We start from the raw sequence: 15,442 nt of genomic DNA on the forward strand, positions 1-15,442 counted from the left end.
GTGCCAGACGAGGGCGGCTCAGGCGGTGAGCAGATCGGGGTCCGTGCCGGTTGAGAGGAACGGGTCGAGCAGGCCGGGGGAGCCGTCCGCCGCCAGCTTGAGCGCCTGGCCCTGCTCGATGTCCTGCACCTGGTATCCCTGGCGGCCGGCCGCGGTGGTCGCCGTCAGGGTGACCAGATGGGCACGGCGCTGGAAGAACGACCGCTCGACGTTCCAGCCGATGATCCCGTCGCACTCCAGGGCGACCCGCCTGCGGACGAGGGAGCCCCAGCGGGTCACCAGGTAACCCGATACGAGGGCGTGCCCGAGACTGCGGTAGCGATCGGCCGCCACCATCGCCGTGACCGGCAGCAGCGCCAGGGCCGTCACCCATGTCCACGACGGCAGGTCCGCCCAGGCCCAGAGCGCGAGCAGGACCGCCACCACGAGGGCGTTCACGCCGAGAGCCCGGGTGAACCGGCGGCGCAGGGCCGCCGCCGAGTGCGCGATCAGCGGCGCGGTGACGGGCGAGACCTCTCCCACCCCCCGGACATCCGGCGTCTCCCGGACGGCGTCTCGATGGTCGGCTGGATGAGCACTCACATATGCGCGTCGATGAGCACTGTCGAGCACGCGTACTGCTACGGCCTCTGCTTCGGCGCGAGGGGCGGGAGGGAGCAGCATCGAGCCGCCGCGCTGCGCGCCCTGGCCGACGCGGAGGCCGGTGGCGACCGCGATGAGCCGGGCTCCCCGTACGGCCCGCAGCAGCAGTGGCTCGCTCACCTCGATGCCGCGCAGCCGCCGCTCCTCGATGGTGGTGGCTCTCGTGGTGATGAGGCCGCGCGTGATGTGCAGCGTCCCTCCGGTGTGCCGCGTCAGCCGGAAGCCCCAGAAGGTCAGGACGTAGCCGATCGTCGAGGCGACCCCGACGAAGACGGCGAGCACCAGCACGACCGTCGCGATCGCGAGCGGCAGGGAGAGGGCGCTGAACCAGTCCCATCCGGAGCGGACCGGCCCGATCTCGCCGAGGTCCACGTTGCCCTCGGAGGTCACCCGCGAGACGAAACCGGCGATCACACCTACGGTGATGAGCCCCGACAGCGTGAAGGGCCCGAACCGGATCCACCCGGGCCGCAACTTGGCCAGCTCCGTCTCGCTCCCGTCCGGCTCCGGCGCGGCGCCCGAGGAGACCGGCGGCCCCGGCATCGAAGGCGCTTCCGGAGCCTCCCCCTGCGCCGCCGCGGACGCGACCGCCAGTGTGGACGGGTGTGCCTGTGCCTGTGTGGACGCGGCGGGCCCGGCAGCCGTACGGCTCGCCCGATGGAGGAGTTCCACGCGCAGGCGGGCCGCGTCCGCGGCGTTGAGCGCGTCGAGCTTGAGCTCGCCGCCGCCCTTCCTGTCGGACCGCCCGGTGCCGACCTCGACCCTCGCGAGGCCGAGCAGGCGGTGCAGCACGTGGGAGGTGACGTCCACCGTGCGGACTCGGTCCCGCGGAACGGTCAGCACCTTCCTCCGCAGCAGGCCCTTCTTCACCTGCACGTGGTCGGGCGTGATGCGGTAGGTGGTGGTGAACCAGCGCAGCGTGCCGAGGGCGACCGTGACGGCGACGGCCGCGAGGCTCCACAGATGGCCCCCGCCGCCCTTGCTCGACCCGGCGGCCACCAGGCCGATCAGCGCGGGAGCGGCCCGCACGACCTCCTGGAACGGGTGGATCACCAGCATTCGAGGACTGAGGCGCCGCCACGGGGCCACCAGCGTGTCCGTGGCCGCGTTCATGTCCGCGTTCATGTCCGCGTTCATGTCCGCGTTCATGTCCGCGTTCATGTCCGTGTCCATGGCAGCGTCCACGTCGGCGTTCGTGTCGGCGTTCGTGTCGGCGTTCGTGTCGGCGTTCGTGCCGGCGTTCGTGCCGGGGCTGGTCATGTGGCATCACCGGCTGTCGCCTGGGCGTTGGCGGTCAGCTCTTCGACGAGGCGCTGAGCCGTACCTCGGTCGAGGCCGCTGACGCGCAGCGGTCCCGCGGCGGACGCGGTCGTGACGGTGACGTTGGCCAGTCCGAAAAGCTGCTCCAGCGGTCCGCGCTCGCTGTCCACGGTCTGGATGCGGGAGATGGGCGCGATGCGCCACTCCTGCTTGAACCAGCCCGACTGCGTGTAGACGGCGGACGGCGTGGTCTCCCACCGGTGGACGCGGTAGCGCCACTGGGGCATGACGGCGAGATGGGCGAGGGCGGCGGCCGCCGTGACTGCGAGGCCGGTGACGTGCGCGGCCACCTGATCGCCGCTGACGACCAGCCAGACGACCTGGGCGGCGATGAGGATCAGCCAGCCCAGAGCGGCCCGCGCGGTCCAGTACCAGATCGCTGTACGGCTGACGCGGTGCCGAGGAGGGCGGAGGGTCGTGGTTTCCACGCCTCTAACTTTGCATGATTCGGGAAGTGCCCCGGCAGTGTGCTGGATCCCCAGCTTTTCAGGACGAATGTCATACCGGCCGTCCAGCGGGACCAGGCCGAGGACTCAGACCGCCGGACATGGGTACGGCCCGCGCCCCCGGAGACGCGGGCCGTACAGGAATTGGAACTCAGCCCACAGTGATCTTGTCGAGGTTGGGGCCGCCGTTCGCGGTGGTCGCCGTGGCGCGGATGGTGTTGGCGCCCGCGTTCAGGTTGACCGTGAGGGTGTCGTCAGCCCAGGTGTCCCAGTTCGCCGTGGCGGGGTAGGACCGGCTGCCGATCGAGGTGCCGTTCACCGTGATGTCCATCGGGCGGTCCACCGCGGTGCCGTTGGCGTACCGGAGCGTGAGCGACGCGGGCCCGGCCGCGGCGGCGTTGACGGTGAACTCGATGTAGCTCCCGGTGATGTTGGTGTAGTCGACGAAGCCCGTCCCGGTGAACCCGAGGTGGTTGTTCGCGACCGTGCCCTGGGAGATGGTGGCGTCCTCCGCCTGGTAGGCGGTGCTACCGCCGCCGCCCCCGGTGATCGTGCCGAGGTCCAGGTAGTCGAGGTTGGGGTTGCCGCCCGCTGTCGTGGAGGTCACCCGCAGCGTGTTGGTGCCGGCGTTCACCGGCGCGGTGAAGGACGAGTTCGCCCAGGTGTCCCAGTTGGTCGTCACCGGGAAGGACCGGTTGGCCGACACGACGGTGCCGTTCACCGCGATGTCGGCGGGCCGGTCGGCGGTGGTGCCGTTGGCGTACCGCAGGGTGAGGTTGGCCGTTCCGGCGCTCGGCGCGGTGAAGGTGAACTCCGTGTAGGCGCCGGCGATGTTGTCACCGTTGACGAACCCGGTGCCCGAGTAGTTGAGGTGGTTGGACTCCACGACTCCCTGGGAGATCGTCGCGCTCTCCGCCTCGTAGCGGTTCGGGTCGGGGTTGGTCCCGCCGCCCGGCTTCACCCGGATGAGCCGCGCCTCGCCCGGACGCAGCGTCGCGCTGTAGGAGGTGCTGATCGTGCCCTCGCTCGCACCCGACCAGAGGTTGGTGACATCGGCCGAACCGCTGAAGCCGACCTGCGACCAGGTCACGCTCACGGTCGAGTTGCCGGACGTGCCGGTGTTGAACAGCGCCACGATGTAGTCGCCGTTCGCCTCACGCTTGCGCCACACCTGGTTGGCGCCGCTGTTGACGATCCGCGAGGCCGCCACGCCGTCCTGGTCGACCGCGATGAGCCGGTCGTTGGTGAGCATCGCCATGTCGGTGGCGTTGAGCGCGGTCAGGTCAGTGCCCAGCAGCAGCGGCGCGCCCGCCATCGCCCACAGGGTGAACATGGTCCTGCGCTGGTCGGCGTTGATGCCGACCTGGTCTCCGTTGCCGAGCTGCAGCGAGTCGAGGTCGTTCCACCCGCCGGGGCCGGCGTAGGGCTGCCAGGAGGCGGCCGAGGCGAACCGGGTGAAGACGTGGTTCCAGTCGGTCAGCGGGTAGCCGCTGCCGTTCGGGCCGGGGCCGCAGTAGCACTCGACGTCACCCTGGGTGCGCCAGCTGTTGGCGAGCTGCTTCCAGGTCGTGGCGTTGGCGATCGGCAGGTTGTTGGACAGCGCGTAGTTGATCGGGCGGCCGGTGGCCCGGAGGGCCTTGTCCCACGCCTGGACGTCGGGGATGTCCCCGGCGTGCACGCCGTCGATCTTCAGGTAGTCGACGCCCCAGGAGGCCATCTGCTTGGCCCACGAGTTGATGAACTCCTGCGCGCCGGGCTTGCTGTAGTTGATGTAGTACATGTTCTTGCAGTTGTAGTTCTTCTCCAACTGCGAGGTGTCCGCGATGTCCTTCGCGTGGTACGACGTGCCCTCGATCGGGGTGTTGGCCGTGACCGCGTTCTTCGCGATGCCGGGGGTCACGTACCAGCCGAACTTCAGGCCCTTGGAGTGGACGTAGTCGGCCAGCGCCTTGACGCCGCTCGGGAACTTGGTGCTGTCGATCTGCCAGCGGCCGAACGAGTCAACCATGAAGCCGTTGGCGTCACACTTCTGGTAGAAGTCGTCCACGTTGACGTAGACGAAGCCGTGGTTGATCAGGCCGCTGCTGACCATCGCGTCGGCCTGGGCCTTGATCTTGGCCTCGGTGGGCCACCGCCGGACGAAGCTCCAACTGCTCCATCCCATGGCGGGCCGGATGGAAAGCCCGTTGTCCGATGCCGACGCGCCGGGGGCGGTCGCCACCGTGACCGTCGCGCTTGAGATGCCGATGGCGGCCGCCGCCAGCACCGTTAATAACTTTCGCCTCAAACCTCGGTCCTCCTGGGTTGTACGGTCCGCCCCCTAGTACGCGTAACCCATGAAAGCTCCGATGTTTGGTGGCGTCAATATCTGTTGCACTTTGGCTTTTTCGGGCGGATCCCGCTGTTGGTATGTGTGGGATTCCATGGGGCAAGGGAGCATCCACCCGGTGTGGGCCTGACCTCGGACGACGCCGCCGCTATCGTAAAGGACATTAACTTGAGGAGAGGTCCAATCTCTCCAAGACACCGCTCAGCGCCCCCGTGGCGGAGGGCGCTGAGCGGACTGTCGGCCAGATCTGAGCCCGTGCTCGGCCGGCTCTCAGCCCGTCCTCGGCCGGCTCTCCGCTTGTGCTGGGCGGGTTCCGAGCCGGCGCCGAGCCGGAGACCGGTCAGGCGACCTGCGGCTCGTGGGCGCTCAGCGGCTCGGCGATGTCCTCAAGTGAGCGGCGGGCCGCCTCGACTCCCATGAACCACTCGACCGCGCCCGCCGCGATCATCAGCCCCGCGCCGATGATGTAGCCCAGGACGACGTTGCCGACAGACTCGCTCTCCACCAGGCGGCCGAACAGGACCGGCCCGATGATGCCGCCGAGCCCCGTGCCGACCGCGTAGAACAGCGCGATCGCCAGCGCCCGGGTCTCCATCGGGAAGATCTCCGAGACCGTGAGGTAGGCCGAGCTCGCCCCGGCGGACGCGAAGAAGAACACGACCATCCAGCAGGCCGTCAGCGTGGCCGCCGACAGCACGCCGCTGTTGAACAGCATCGCCGTACCGATCAGGAGAAGCCCGGACAGGATGTAGCAGCCCGAGATCAGCGCGCGGCGGCCCACCGAGTCGAAGAACCTGCCCAGCAGCACCGGGCCGAGGAAGTTCCCGACGGCGATCGGGATCAGATACCAGGGCGTGCTGTCGTCGGGCACCTTGAAGAAGGTCGAGAGGACCAGGGCGTACGTGAAGAAGATCGAGTTGTAGAGGAACGCCTGACCGATGAAGAGGGACAGGCCGACGACGGTCCGCTTCGGATAGCGGCGCAGCAGGGTGGCGGCCACCTCGGTCAGCGGGGTGTGGCGGCGCTGGGTGATCGTGATCTCACTGCCCGGCGGGTCGAGCGCCGCGCCGCTCTCCTCGCGCACCGCCGCCTCGATGCCCCGGACGATCTCCTCGGCCTCTCGTTCGCGGCCGTGGATGAACAGCCAGCGGGGGCTTTCCGGCACCAGCCGCCTGATCAGCAGGATGCCGACTCCCAGGATCGCGCCGAGCCCGAACAGCAGCCGCCAGCCGAGATCCACGGACACCACGTCGGGGTTGAGCATCGGGATGGCGACCACGGCTCCGAAGGCCGTGCCGAGCCAGAACGACCCGTTGACCACCAGGTCCACCGTGCCGCGCACGCGCGCGGGGATCAGCTCGTCGATCGCCGAGTTGATCGCGGCGTATTCCCCGCCGATGCCGGCGCCGGTGAAGAACCGGCACAGGAAGAAGTACCACGCCTCGGTGGAGAACGCGGTGGCCACAGTGGCGGCGAGATACACGGCCAAGGTGACGAGGAACAGCTTCTTCCGCCCGAACCGGTCGGTCAGATGGCCGAAGAAGAGGGCGCCGAGACAGGCGCCCGCGACGTAGGCGCCGCCGGCCAGCCCGATCTGGCTGCTGGTCAGCCCGAGACCGCTGCTCGGCTCCGTGAGCCGGGGGCTGATGACTCCGACGATGGTGACCTCGAGCCCGTCGAGGATCCACACCGTGCCCAAACCGGCCAGGATGAGCCAGTGCCAGCGGGCCCAGGGCAGGCGGTCGAGCCGGGCTGGAATGTCGGTGCTTATTTGCGCCATATCAACCCCTTCTCGCAAGCTATGGCGCCGACTACCCCGCATTCGAGAAGAGAATCGCGCATGTTCGCGGGCATGCGGTCCCCCGGACAGCCCATTGCCCCCCTTTGACCGTGGTCATCATGGTGATCATGGTCACCGTGGTCACCGTGCTCACCGTGGTGATCATGCACAGGCTCCCGCCGGGGCGCACTGCCGGGACATACGCGGATCGTGATCAAGCACAAGTTCCGCGCGAGGTCGTCTGACCTGGCGCGCGGTCGTGCGTGATCATGCATCTCGGGACGCAGTGCTTGATCACGTACGGCGGAGCCGCACGTCAGGCGGGGCGCCGAGGACTCTGTGCGTGATCATGTACGGGGAAGCCGGAGGTCGTTCGGCACGCCGAGGACTCTGTGCATGATCACGCTTGGCGAAGCCGCACGTCGGACAGGGCGCCGAGGACTGTGTGCATGATCACGTGCCAGGTGGGGCTAATGCCGGAGGTCTGTCTTGAGCATGCCCTCCTTGACGGAGCCCGGTACGGTCGGCTGCCCCAGCTCGAACCAGACCGAGACGCCGGCCCGGCTCGCGGAGACGCCCCAGCGATCGGTGAAGAGGCTGACGAAGTGGACGCCCCGGCCGGGCGTCAGGTCGGGCGAGGTCCAGCACCCGCAGGCCTGGGTCACGAGCGTCGCGCGGGCGACTCCCGGCCCGGCCTGGACCGCCACCGCGTGGTGTGCCCGGCCTCCGCAGACGGCGGAGTGCCGGAGGAACTCCGCGATGAGCTCGCCGATGAGCTGCACGGCGTCGTCTCGGCAGGGATGGCTCTCTCCCAGGCAGCCGGCGACGAAGCGCCGGGCCGCGCCCGCCTGTGACGGATCCCCGGAGAAGGGCCGTGAGATCGCGGTTCTCCCTGGGAGGTTGAGAATTGTCATCCTGTGATAACTCCCTGTGTACCCGCCCGCCGATGCCAAATCGAGGTCCGTGTCAGACTGCATTCATCCTGCACTTAGGAATTCGGCCACGCAATACTGCGGATGCACTATTGCAAAGTTCCTTTCTAGGGAGATGTCGTCTCATGCGGGTAGGACGCAGCCCAGCGGTCCGGCTTCGCCGGCTCTCCGGTGAGCTGATGCGCCTGCGCGGTGAGGCGGGGTTCACCCGCGAGGATGTGGCGCTCCGCTTGGGCGTGGCGAATTCCACGGTGTACCGGATCGAGACCGGACACACCCGGCCCCAGGGCCGGACCATGCGGGATCTGCTCGATCTCTACGGAGTCGGCGGATCCGAACGGACGGCCCTGCTCGAGCTCGCTCGGGAGGCCGCCCGTCGTGGCTGGTGGCACGCCTTCGGGGACGTTCTCCCGGGGCCGTATGTCGGGCTGGAGGCGGAGGCCTCCTCGGTCCGCAACTACGAGCCGCTGCTGGTGCCCGGCCTGCTCGAAACCGAGGCCTACGCCCGCGCTGTGGTCGGCGCCGCGCTGGTGAAGGACCCGGCGGAGATCGAGCGGCGGATCACGGTCCGGATGGAGCGGCAGCGCCGCCTCACCGGGCCCGAGGCCGTTGATCTCTGGGTCGTCATGGACGAGGCCGCCCTCCGGCGGCCCGTGGGAGGGCCGGCCGTCATGGCAGAGCAGTTGCGCAGGCTGGGGGAGGTCGCCCGGCAGCCGAACGTCACCATCCAGGTGCTTCCGTTCGAATCGGGCGCCTATCTCGGCATGGGCAACCCGCTGGCGATCCTCACCTTTCCCGATCCTGAGGATCCCGACGTGGTCTTCCTGGAGAACATGGGCGGCGAGCTCTATTTGGAGGGCTCGGAGCAGGTCAGGGGCTATGTCCAGGTCTTCGATCATCTTCGTGCCGCCGCGCTCGGCCCGGAGAGTTCCCTGGAGAAGATCGAATCGGTCGAGAAGGAGATGGCAGGACGATGAAGGACATCGAAGCAGCGGACGATTTGGCCGGCGCCATCTGGCGCAAGGCGACCCGCTCCAACACCGTGGGCAACCAGTGTGTCGAGGTCGCCCACCTCCGCCACGGCATCGCCGTGCGCGACTCGAAGGACCCGGAGGGTCCCAAGCTGATGTTCACCACCAGTGAGTGGGACGCGTTCCTCGACGGCGTCAAGGGCGGCGAGTTCGACCTGTCCTGACGCCTTCCGTTCCTGACATCCCTCTGTACGGCCTGCGCCCGACGTGGCGCGGGCCGTACGTCATTTGCGGGATATCCAATCGCTTTCGTCACATGTATGGGTCACCGATGAGCGGGCAGGAGACCGGCATGCGACACGAAGACGACCGCGACATCGAGCCCGAGCCCGATTTCGCCGAGGAGAACGCGCCGTCGCAGACCGACCCGCCCAACGCGGAGCCTGACGACGGAAGCCCCGATGAACGATGGGACAAGCCGACCGAGGTGTGAGGGAGGACGTCATGACCATGGGAGTCGATCCGCAGGACCTCGACGACGACGACCTGTTCCGCGAGCTGCGCAGCCTGCACGAGACCCGGTCCGACACGCTGTTCCACGGGTCCGACGACGCGCTCGAACGGCACACGTCCCGGACCGAGGAGCTGGAGGGGGAGTACCTCAAGCGTTACCCCGACCGCCACATCGATCCGGAGCGGCTGCGCAGCGGAGCGAGGCAGCGCGATGCCTGACACCCACAAGGATCACCTGCGCGACGCCCAGGAGATGTCCGCCGACGAGATGCGCGTCTACGAGGTGGCCGCGGCGCTGAACGTCGACCAGCGGCCCGCGACCATCAAGGAGATCGCCGCGATGGCCGACCTGCCGGAGGAGACCGTACGGCACTGCCTCGACAGCCTCACCCACTGCGGGCGGCTGGTGCCGAAGGGCGACACCTACCTCCTCGGCCCCCACGACTGGGGCGTGGAGCACTGAGCTAAGACGGCGAAGCCGCCGGGCCGGCGATGTGGCCCGGCGGCTTCGTGGGGATGCGTCGTGGCGATCAATCCGCCGAGGCGGACGCCCCCTCAGCGGGGACGCGCCTGCCCCGGAGAGCGTCAGGAGCAGGCGGTGCCAAGCTCCTGCGTGGCCTGGGTGGCCTTCGTGGCGAACTCGGTCATCTTCGCCGCCGCGGCGGGGTCGGAGACGTCGAGCTTGAAGGCGGCCCAGGAGTCGGCCATGCCGGCCAGCGCGGTCTTCAGGTCGCCGTCCGCCTTGCCCGAGAGGTTCTTGAGCGTGGAGGCGAGGTCGGCGGTCGCCGTGTTGATCGCCTCCAGGTTCCCGGCGGACGCGCCCGCCTTGCTGCTGTAGTCCGTGAACGCCTTGATGGCCTCCTGGCAGACGGCGGCCTTGTCGCCGCCGCCACCGCAGGCGGCGGTCAGGGTAAGAAGGACGGACGCGGCGGCAACGGCGAGGGTGTTCCGGAGGATGTTCATGACTGCCTTCCTAGTGTTTCTGCAACGCCGCAAACACTAGGAACGCCCCCTTGCGGATCACTTTCAGGGCGCTTACAGCGAGATCGTAAATGTACGGCCTGCCCGAGGTGGAGGACATCCCGGACGAGCTGCGCCAGGACCCGATGTGGACGAGGTCCGGCCACACCAACCCCGGCCGGGACGGCTGCCGGGTGCCTCTGCCGTGGTCGGGCACCGAGCCGCCGTACGGGTACAGCACCGGCGTCCCCTGGCTGCCGCAACCCGCCGACTGGAAGGAGCTCACGGTCGAGCCGCGTCCTTCGAGAACGTGGACGCCCGCAACGTCGTAAAGGATTCACGCCCTGGAATGCCGTATGCGAGTATCCGCTCCGACTCGCGGAGGCTGTTCCCGTCCCTCCGAGAAGGGTCGCGAAAAGCGTGACGGGGAGGGCCAGGAATCGCCATCCACATAAGTACGCCATGGGAACCAGACCTTTATGGCTGAGAAATCCGGGTGCCCCGTCACTTGCCTCAGACGGGACCCCGGGGCCCCAGAGGTGTGTGACCCGCTTCCAGGTAAGAGGCCTGAACCGAGCGATAATGCGAACAGGTGTTCGGCTTGACAGGGATTATGGCCGCGAGGGATATCAATCGTAAATCAAAGTGGTTTTGGACGGATCGTTCAGGTTGTCCTAGCCTCAGGGATTACGCCGACCTGGAAAGTGCCGGTGCGCCGGACACGCTGACGGCGGAGGGAATCGGCCGATTCCTTGGAAGCGCTTTCTAGAAAGGACAGTCATGCCAGTGACGAGTGAGGCGTACATCGTCAGTGCCGTACGTACGCCTGTCGGAACCCACAAGGGCGCGTTGACCGGCGTTCACCCCGCCGACCTAGGAGCGCACGTGTTGCGCGAAGTCGTCGAACGCACCGGTGTCGATCCGTCGGCGGTCGAGGACGTGATCATGGGGTGCGTCACGCAACTCGGAGCGCAGTTCGGCGACATCGCCCGCACCGCGTGGCTGTCGGCGGGCCTGCCGGAGAGCGTGCCGGGCGTGACGGTCGAGCGGCAGTGCGGCTCCTCGCAGCAGGCGTTGCACTTCGCCGCCCAGGCGGTGATCTCGGGAACCCAGGACCTCGTGATCGCCGCGGGCGTGGAGAACATGGCGATGGTGCCGATGAACGCGAACGACATCGTCCTGAAGGAACTCGGCACCCCACGGCGGGGCGAAGGATGGGCAAAGCGTTACGGCGACCAGGAGATCTCACAGTTCCGCGGGGCCGAGCTGATCGCCCAGAAGTGGGGCTTCAGCCGCGAGGACATGGAGCGCTTCTCCGTGGAAAGCCACCGGCGGGCGGTCCGTGCGATCGATGAGGGCCGGTTCACAACGCAGATCGCCCCCATCGCCGGCGTCGACACCGATGAGGGCGCGCGCCGGGACACCTCCTTGGAAGCGATGGCGAAGTTGAAGACGCTGCGGGAAGGCGGGGCGCTCACGGCCGCGGTGTCCAGCCAGATGTCGGTCGGCGCCGGCGCGCTGCTCGTCGCCTCCGAGCATGCCGTGCGAACGCACAACCTGACACCGCTTGCCCGCGTGCACACACTGGCTGTGGTCGGCGACGACCCCATCTACATGCTCACCGGCCCGATCCCGGCGACCGCGGCCGCACTGGCCCGGTCCGGGCTGAGCATCGACGACATCGACCTGTTCGAGGTCAACGAAGCCTTCGCGTCCATCCCGATGGCCTGGGCCCGCGAAACCGGGGCCTCGCTGGAGAAGACCAACGTCAACGGTGGCGCGATCGCGCTCGGGCACCCGCTGGGAGCCACCGGCGCGATCCTGGCCACGAAGCTCGTGTACGAGCTGCACCGCACCGGCGGCCGATACGGGCTGCAGACGATGTGCGAGGGCGGCGGACAGGCCAACGCCACCATCCTCGAGCGGGTCTGACACCATCCCTCGGCATTGCAGCGAAACCGCGTTTCGAACTCCTCCCCAACGTGGGCCACATGCCGGTGCGTGATGACCCGAAGACGGTCTTCGCCCACATCGACGCCTTCCTCGCCGGGAACTGAGGCCCAGGCGACGGCGCGGCTCCTCTTCACCCCCAGGGGAGCACTCTCCTCGCTCCTCGCCGTGGTACGGCCCCGGGCGAGGACACCGGGCCGGCCGCCACCCTCGGCAAGCGCCCCCGCATGACCTGGACAAAAGGATCTCCGCCCCCACCACACCGGAGACTTGCTTATTGTGAGGTCTCGGGATTTACTTCACTCGGCAAGCATTTCCTTGTCGCGTCAAGCACAGGGTCGACCGGCTCAACACACGACGGAGTGGCCACCACTCCGTCAGGGGGCGCCGTCAGGTCCCAGGCCAGAGGGTGGGGTTATGGAGCTCCGGCATATCGAGGCGTTCATCGTCGTGGCGGAGGAGTTGAACTTCCGCCGTGCGGCGGAGCGGCTGCACATCGCCCAGCCGCCGCTGTCGCAGCAGATCAAGCGACTCGAGCGCGATGTCGGCGTGACCTTGCTGAACCGCACCACGAGGCATGTCTCGCTCACCCCGGCCGGCGAGGTGTTCTTGCAGGAGGCGCGGCGTGCGGTGCAGGGCGTGCACGCCGCGCGACGCGCTGCCACGAAGGTGGCCGCCGGGACGACCGGTGTCCTCCGGCTGGGGTTCAGCGGCCCCGCCTCCTACGAGGTGCTGATGCTGGTGACCAAGATGTACCGCGAACGGCGGCCCCAGGTCCGGCTGGATGTGGTGGGCCCGGTCTACGGAGGCGAGTTGATCGAGCGACTCAGCCACGGCGAGATCGACGCCAGCCTGGTCCGCCTGCCGATCCAAGGCTCCCGGATCGCCGTCCGGGAGATCCTCCGGCACGACATGGCCGTGGCACTGCCCGCCGACCATCCCTTGGCGGACCGCCCGCACGTCGACCTGTACGATCTGCGCGACCTGCCGGTGATCAGCTATTCCACCGGTCGCGGCGTCGCGGTGCCCCACGTGGTCCAAAGCGCGTTCCTCGAGCGCGGGTTCACCCCCAACGTCGTCCAGTCGGCGCCTGACGCGCACACCATCATGTCGCTGGTCGGCGCCGGAGCCGGGATCGGCTTTGTTCCGATCTCGGCAGGCCACATCAAACTGCCGGGCGTCGTTCTGGTGCCGGTGCCCGAGATAGCGCCGCTCCCGTTGGCCCTGGCCTGGGCCGAAGACGACGACAATCCGGCGCTGTTGGCCCTCGTCGACCTGATCGAAAACGTGTCCGCCTCGTTCCGGACGGACCAGTAAGGCGCCGTGCGCGTAGCGCGCCCTCGGCGGCCGCGGCGTCGCCCAACGCCGCGGCCATGCCGTACAGCTCGGCCGTACATTTCCGAGGGGGCAGGAGTCACGCGGACAGGAAGCGTTGCCTGAGCTCGCCGATGCCCGCCACAGTGGTGACGAGTTCGTCGCCGGCCTTGAGATAGATCGGTGGCTTGCGGGCCGCGCCGACTCCGCCCGGGGTGCCGGTGAAGACGACGTCGCCGGGCAGGAGCGGGAGCTTCGCCGAAAGCTCGGCGATCAGGGCGGGTACGGAGAACAGGAGATCGGAGGTCGAGGCACGCTGCATTTCCGTGCCGTTGACGGCGCAGCCGATCTCGAGGTCGTCGGGATCGGGGAACTCGTCGGGAGTGACCAGCCACGGGCCCATGGGGCTGAAGCCCGGGAACGACTTGCCCAGGCTCCACTGGGGCATCTGGTTCTTCATCTGCTCGGTCCGGTCGCTCAGGTCCTGCCCGACGGTCAGCCCGGCGACATGCTCCCATGCCTTCTCCGCGGGGACGTCGCGGGCCGGCCTGCCGATCACGACGACGAGCTCGGCCTCCCAGTCCACGGTCGGCCCGGAGAGCACGACGTCGCTGACGGGTCCGGTGATCGACGTGGGGAACTTCGTGAAGACGACGGGGAATTCAGGCGCTTCCAACCTGGCTTCGGCGCTGTGCGCCTGATAGTTCACGCCGATCCCGAACACCTGGGCGGGCCGGGGCGCGGGAGACCCGAGATCTTCCATCGCGAAGGGAACCGCGTCAGCGGTGCCGACCGCCTGTGCCGCCCAAATGATGAACTCGTCCCACTGGCCGTACACCGACTGCGGGTCGGGACCGAACCGCCCGTCACTGGCCTGGTGTACGTCGACCGCTCCCGCGTCGGTGAAGACCGTGAGCCTGCCGGAAAGGTTGCCGATACGCATGAATTCTCCTAGTCGATGATGATGCGCAGGCCCGTCGACCGCGGCCATCACGGGCTCGCCGGCCTTCGCCGGTGCCTCGCGGGTCACTGAAAGTGAGAGCGTGTGCTCATTGGGCTCGCCATACGGGTGCCCTCTTCTCGACGAACGCGCTGGTGCCTTCCTTGAAGTCCTGGCTGTCCTTGATGCGGGAGATCTCCTCCGTGTTGCGGACCCAGGCATCGGTCTCAGCCGCCAGGGCGTCATCGGTCAGACCCGTCGCCAGCCGTTTGCCGGCCTGTACGGCGAGCGGTGCGTTGCCGCTGATCTTCTCGGCCAGCGCCAGCGCGGAGTCCAGCACGGCACCGTCCGGGACGACCTGGTTGACCAGCCCGAGGCTCAGCGCACGTGGCGCGTTGATCGGTTCGCCGGTGAAAATCATCTCCATGGCGATCTTGGGCGGGATCTGCTGCGGGAGCCGGAAGACACCGCCTGCCGCGGCGAACAGCCCGCGGGCGACCTCAGGAAGGCCGAAGGTCGCGGACTCGCCCGCCACCGCGAGATCACTGGCCAGAACCAATTCCATGCCGCCCGCCAGGGCGTAGCCGTTCACGGCCGCGATGGTGGGTTTGCTGATGTGGTGCCGGACGTAGCCGCCGAAGCCCCATTCGTCATGCCCGGGAGCCATCAGCGACTCACCGCGGGAGACCGCCTTGAGATCCGCGCCGGCGGAGAACGCACGTCCGCCCGCGCCGGTCAGCACCACCGCCCGGACATCGCGATCCTCCTCGGCACGGGCCAGTGCGCCGCCGACGATTTCGCTGACCTCGGCGTTGACGGCGTTCATCGCACTGGGCCGGTTCAGTGTGATCACCAGGACATGGCCGCGCCGCTCGACCAGGGCGGCGGGCTCGATCGCCTTCATCGCGCGCTCCCGGATTCGGAATGCTCAAGCCGGGCCGGACGGAACACGGGCACCATCTCGTCTTCGGGCTCGGGACCGGACGGCACGAACTCGACCTGAACGCGCAGGTCCGCCAGATCGGCATCGGGATCGACGTCGTCGAGCCGGCACCACCACCACGGCCCCTCGTCCAGCTCGACGATTCCGACGACGGTGCGTACCGCTTCGGGCCTGTCCTCTTTCCTGCTGTGCACCGTGGCCCATGTAACCACCCGGCCGCCGCCACGGGCGGGCACGTATTCCCAGTCCGCCTCGTCGCCAGGTGGGGGCACGCTCCGCGGATCGAGGTATTCGCCGGTGCTTCGACGGCGGCGGAGCAGGAAAAGGCCACCGCGCGTGCCGTCGAAGAAGTCAGCCGAGGCGGTGTCCCGGGCGACCGGACCGATGACCATGGCCGCTCCT

At 68.5% G+C, this 15,442-nt stretch carries 17 protein-coding genes and 1 pseudogene; 9 read left to right on the top strand and 9 right to left on the bottom strand.

Annotated elements, in window-relative coordinates; translation table 11 throughout:
• Nucleotides 1-18: 18 nt before the first annotated feature.
• The 4 genes from ABH927_RS15970 to ABH927_RS15985 form a co-directional block, all read right to left on the bottom strand.
• Nucleotides 19-1,902 (bottom strand): PH domain-containing protein, encoded by a 1,884-nt coding sequence (locus ABH927_RS15970; RefSeq protein ID WP_370022205.1) that lies wholly within the window; start codon nt 1,900-1,902, stop codon nt 19-21.
• Complete coding sequence (locus ABH927_RS15975; RefSeq protein WP_370022207.1) at nt 1,899-2,390, bottom strand: PH domain-containing protein; 492 nt, start codon at nt 2,388-2,390, stop codon at nt 1,899-1,901. The genes ABH927_RS15970 and ABH927_RS15975 overlap by 4 nt, the downstream gene beginning before the upstream one ends.
• A 169-nt stretch (nt 2,391-2,559) precedes the next feature.
• Entirely contained in the window at nt 2,560-4,695 is a 2,136-nt protein-coding gene (locus ABH927_RS15980) for a carbohydrate-binding protein (RefSeq protein ID WP_370022209.1), read from the bottom strand.
• A 382-nt stretch (nt 4,696-5,077) separates the two neighbouring features.
• Nucleotides 5,078-6,517 carry an MFS transporter gene (locus ABH927_RS15985; protein WP_370022211.1) on the bottom strand — a complete coding sequence of 480 codons (1,440 nt, stop codon included), beginning with the start codon at nt 6,515-6,517 and terminating at the stop codon, nt 5,078-5,080.
• 119 nt (nt 6,518-6,636) lie between these two features.
• Between ABH927_RS15985 and ABH927_RS15990 the strand changes: the two genes are divergently transcribed.
• Nucleotides 6,637-6,762, top strand: a complete 126-nt coding sequence (locus ABH927_RS15990; protein ID WP_370022213.1) for a hypothetical protein — start codon at nt 6,637-6,639, stop codon at nt 6,760-6,762.
• A 225-nt stretch (nt 6,763-6,987) separates the two neighbouring features.
• On the opposite strand, the gene ABH927_RS15995 is transcribed toward ABH927_RS15990, so the two are convergent.
• Entirely contained in the window at nt 6,988-7,431 is a 444-nt protein-coding gene (locus ABH927_RS15995) for a hypothetical protein (RefSeq protein ID WP_370022214.1), read from the bottom strand.
• A 143-nt stretch (nt 7,432-7,574) separates the two neighbouring features.
• Here ABH927_RS15995 and ABH927_RS16000 point away from each other — a divergent pair, with 143 nt between their 5' ends.
• The 5 genes from ABH927_RS16000 to ABH927_RS16020 all read left to right on the top strand — a co-directional run bounded on the left by ABH927_RS16000 (nt 7,575) and on the right by ABH927_RS16020 (nt 9,396).
• Nucleotides 7,575-8,426 (top strand): helix-turn-helix transcriptional regulator, encoded by an 852-nt coding sequence (locus tag ABH927_RS16000; protein ID WP_370022216.1) that lies wholly within the window; start codon nt 7,575-7,577, stop codon nt 8,424-8,426.
• Nucleotides 8,423-8,644, top strand: a complete 222-nt coding sequence (locus ABH927_RS16005) for a DUF397 domain-containing protein (protein ID WP_370022218.1) — start codon at nt 8,423-8,425, stop codon at nt 8,642-8,644. Before ABH927_RS16000 ends, ABH927_RS16005 begins: the two co-directional genes overlap by 4 nt.
• Nucleotides 8,645-8,772: 128 nt before the next feature.
• Complete coding sequence (locus ABH927_RS16010) at nt 8,773-8,913, top strand: hypothetical protein (protein ID WP_370022219.1); 141 nt, start codon at nt 8,773-8,775, stop codon at nt 8,911-8,913.
• Nucleotides 8,914-8,924: 11 nt separating this feature from the next.
• Nucleotides 8,925-9,152, top strand: a complete 228-nt coding sequence (locus ABH927_RS16015) for a DUF6158 family protein (protein ID WP_370022220.1) — start codon at nt 8,925-8,927, stop codon at nt 9,150-9,152.
• Nucleotides 9,145-9,396: a helix-turn-helix domain-containing protein gene (locus ABH927_RS16020; RefSeq protein WP_370022222.1), complete on the top strand. Its 252-nt coding sequence runs from the start codon at nt 9,145-9,147 to the stop codon at nt 9,394-9,396. Before ABH927_RS16015 ends, ABH927_RS16020 begins: the two co-directional genes overlap by 8 nt.
• A gap of 122 nt (nt 9,397-9,518) precedes the next feature.
• Here the strand turns inward: ABH927_RS16020 and ABH927_RS16025 are convergent, their stop codons facing one another.
• Nucleotides 9,519-9,896: a hypothetical protein gene (locus tag ABH927_RS16025; RefSeq protein ID WP_370022224.1), complete on the bottom strand. Its 378-nt coding sequence runs from the start codon at nt 9,894-9,896 to the stop codon at nt 9,519-9,521.
• A gap of 95 nt (nt 9,897-9,991) precedes the next feature.
• On the opposite strand from ABH927_RS16025, the pseudogene ABH927_RS16030 reads away from it, so the two are divergent.
• From ABH927_RS16030 to ABH927_RS16040, 3 genes and pseudogenes are all read left to right on the top strand, one after another.
• Nucleotides 9,992-10,186: pseudogene (locus tag ABH927_RS16030) on the top strand (alpha-glucosidase); the annotation flags it as partial.
• 487 nt (nt 10,187-10,673) lie between these two features.
• The gene (locus ABH927_RS16035; RefSeq protein WP_370022226.1) at nt 10,674-11,825 is read left to right on the top strand and encodes an acetyl-CoA C-acetyltransferase; all 1,152 of its coding nucleotides are present in this window, start codon (nt 10,674-10,676) and stop codon (nt 11,823-11,825) included.
• Nucleotides 11,826-12,260: 435 nt separating this feature from the next.
• Nucleotides 12,261-13,160: a LysR substrate-binding domain-containing protein gene (locus ABH927_RS16040; RefSeq protein WP_370022228.1), complete on the top strand. Its 900-nt coding sequence runs from the start codon at nt 12,261-12,263 to the stop codon at nt 13,158-13,160.
• A 97-nt stretch (nt 13,161-13,257) separates the two neighbouring features.
• Here the strand turns inward: ABH927_RS16040 and ABH927_RS16045 are convergent, their stop codons facing one another.
• The 3 genes from ABH927_RS16045 to ABH927_RS16055 form a co-directional block, all read right to left on the bottom strand.
• Entirely contained in the window at nt 13,258-14,100 is an 843-nt protein-coding gene (locus ABH927_RS16045; RefSeq protein ID WP_370022230.1) for a fumarylacetoacetate hydrolase family protein, read from the bottom strand.
• A 106-nt stretch (nt 14,101-14,206) separates the two neighbouring features.
• Nucleotides 14,207-15,001, bottom strand: a complete 795-nt coding sequence (locus ABH927_RS16050; protein WP_370022232.1) for a crotonase/enoyl-CoA hydratase family protein — start codon at nt 14,999-15,001, stop codon at nt 14,207-14,209.
• A complete protein-coding gene (locus ABH927_RS16055; protein WP_370022234.1) occupies nt 14,998-15,432 on the bottom strand; it encodes a Zn-ribbon domain-containing OB-fold protein in 435 nt (144 codons plus the stop codon). Before ABH927_RS16055 ends, ABH927_RS16050 begins: the two co-directional genes overlap by 4 nt.
• Nucleotides 15,433-15,442: the final 10 nt, after the last annotated feature.

It is taken from the genome of Planotetraspora sp. GP83, assembly GCF_041262585.1.
Lineage (GTDB): Bacteria > Actinomycetota > Actinomycetes > Streptosporangiales > Streptosporangiaceae > JAOEGB01.

Excerpts from the sequence above, each read along its gene's own strand:
- ABH927_RS15970 (WP_370022205.1), bottom strand. The coding sequence starts at position 1,902 with ATGACCAGCCCCGGCACGAACGCCGGCACGAACGCCGACACGAACGCC.
- ABH927_RS15985 (WP_370022211.1), bottom strand. The coding sequence starts at position 6,517 with ATGGCGCAAATAAGCACCGACATTCCAGCCCGGCTCGACCGCCTGCCC.
- ABH927_RS15990 (WP_370022213.1), top strand. The coding sequence starts at position 6,637 with ATGGTGATCATGGTCACCGTGGTCACCGTGCTCACCGTGGTGATCATG.
- ABH927_RS15995 (WP_370022214.1), bottom strand. The coding sequence starts at position 7,431 with ATGACAATTCTCAACCTCCCAGGGAGAACCGCGATCTCACGGCCCTTC.
- ABH927_RS16000 (WP_370022216.1), top strand. The coding sequence starts at position 7,575 with ATGCGGGTAGGACGCAGCCCAGCGGTCCGGCTTCGCCGGCTCTCCGGT.
- ABH927_RS16005 (WP_370022218.1), top strand. The coding sequence starts at position 8,423 with ATGAAGGACATCGAAGCAGCGGACGATTTGGCCGGCGCCATCTGGCGC.
- ABH927_RS16010 (WP_370022219.1), top strand. The coding sequence starts at position 8,773 with ATGCGACACGAAGACGACCGCGACATCGAGCCCGAGCCCGATTTCGCC.
- ABH927_RS16015 (WP_370022220.1), top strand. The coding sequence starts at position 8,925 with ATGACCATGGGAGTCGATCCGCAGGACCTCGACGACGACGACCTGTTC.
- ABH927_RS16020 (WP_370022222.1), top strand. The coding sequence starts at position 9,145 with ATGCCTGACACCCACAAGGATCACCTGCGCGACGCCCAGGAGATGTCC.
- ABH927_RS16025 (WP_370022224.1), bottom strand. The coding sequence starts at position 9,896 with ATGAACATCCTCCGGAACACCCTCGCCGTTGCCGCCGCGTCCGTCCTT.
- ABH927_RS16035 (WP_370022226.1), top strand. The coding sequence starts at position 10,674 with ATGCCAGTGACGAGTGAGGCGTACATCGTCAGTGCCGTACGTACGCCT.
- ABH927_RS16040 (WP_370022228.1), top strand. The coding sequence starts at position 12,261 with ATGGAGCTCCGGCATATCGAGGCGTTCATCGTCGTGGCGGAGGAGTTG.
- ABH927_RS16045 (WP_370022230.1), bottom strand. The coding sequence starts at position 14,100 with ATGCGTATCGGCAACCTTTCCGGCAGGCTCACGGTCTTCACCGACGCG.
- ABH927_RS16050 (WP_370022232.1), bottom strand. The coding sequence starts at position 15,001 with ATGAAGGCGATCGAGCCCGCCGCCCTGGTCGAGCGGCGCGGCCATGTC.
- ABH927_RS16055 (WP_370022234.1), bottom strand. The coding sequence starts at position 15,432 with ATGGTCATCGGTCCGGTCGCCCGGGACACCGCCTCGGCTGACTTCTTC.